Source organism: Nocardia farcinica, from assembly GCF_029867845.1.
Taxonomy (GTDB): Bacteria; Actinomycetota; Actinomycetes; order Mycobacteriales; family Mycobacteriaceae; genus Nocardia; species Nocardia farcinica_A.
The window spans coordinates 1-1255 of record NZ_JARWRU010000281.1 but is presented as its reverse complement, the minus strand read 5'-3'; the positions used below and the strand labels follow the sequence as shown (position 1 = coordinate 1255).

General features: G+C 74.5%; 1 protein-coding gene and 1 pseudogene. One reads left to right on the top strand and one right to left on the bottom strand.

The features are described from left to right. A pseudogene (locus tag QH283_RS05885) lies at positions 1 to 507 on the bottom strand (hypothetical protein); the annotation flags it as partial. Positions 508 to 835: 328 nt separating this feature from the next. On the opposite strand from QH283_RS05885, the gene QH283_RS05880 reads away from it, so the two are divergent. Beyond that, positions 836 to 1255 (top strand): hypothetical protein (locus tag QH283_RS05880; RefSeq protein WP_280501997.1); only part of this gene is annotated, 420 nt, incomplete at its 3' end.

Here is a 1255-nt window from a genome sequence, read left to right as displayed (position 1 = left end):
AGGCGCCTGTCCCGGCCCGGCGCCCTCGTCAGAGGTGGGCTGCTCGCCCTCGGGCGCGCCCGGCCCTGGACCGGGGTCGGTGGGCTCCTCGACCGGCGCGGGCTCGGTCGGTGTCCGGGAGAGGGTGCGCCGGGTGGTGGTCGGCTCGTCGACCTGTTCGTCCGGTTCCGGCTCACCGCTGCGGGGTGCGGTGGTGCGCGGGGGACGGGTGGTGGTCGGGTCGTCCTCGGGGGTGGTCGTCATCGTGCGGTAGCCGGGCGGCCGGCGTGGCGGGCCCTCCGGGGCCACCTGCCAGCTGGGGGACGGCGGAATGGTGACCGATTCCGGCGTCGTGGCCGGATCGTCGTCGTCCACCACCGCCACGGCGGCGGGCCTGCTGTCCAGCGGGGGCGGGGGCACGTAGGTGTGTTCACCGCCGATGCCGCAGGAGCCGATCACGATCAAGCCGAGGGACACCGCGCCGACCGCTATTCCAGGCCCCACGAGCTTGGCGCTGCTGCTCTCCATCGGGGCTACTCCTCGTGCGTCTGTCGAGGCTCACCTTAGACCAGTTCGTGACCTGCGGCGACGGGGGAGGGCCTGTACACGGCCCTGAACAGGCGGTTTGAAATAGTGAAAGTTCACATCTCGAATTGATTTCATCGGCGTGTCGCGCCGACGTGTCGTGGCTCCGGGCGTCGGCGAGTCGTAGCGTGTGTGGTTGCAGTTACGCGTGAGACGCCCAGTCGAACGACGCTACGCGCCAGGATCCGGGCCGCTCCCGGGCCACGCGCGACAGCATTACCCGCACGGCGTCATCGAGGAGTTGATGATGGGAGCTCATCCGGCATCCCGGGTGTCCGCCGCGGATCAGGCCCACGGCGACCAGGCCCACGATCGGACTCCGGCGGACAGAGCGCCCGCGCCGCCGCGGCGGCCCGCGACGGCGGAATCCCGCATCCCCGACCGGTACCGCACGCCCCTGAAAGGGGCGGCCTGGCTGGTCTTCGCCGCGGGGCTGGTCGGCGCGGTGCTCGGCATCGCTGGCCTGCACGTGGAGATCACGGTCGTGGGGCTGATCATGGCCTGCACGGCCGGACTGGTCCTGCTCAAGATACGCGCCGACGCCGATGCGGCCGACGCCGAGGCGGCGCCCGCGGCGGGGGTGGCGGCCGGCGCCGGGCTCACGGCGGGCCCGCCCGGCGGGCCGGGCCCCCCCCCCGGCGGGGGGGGGGGCGGCCGCGCCGCGGGGGGCCCGCGCGGGGGGGGGGGCCGC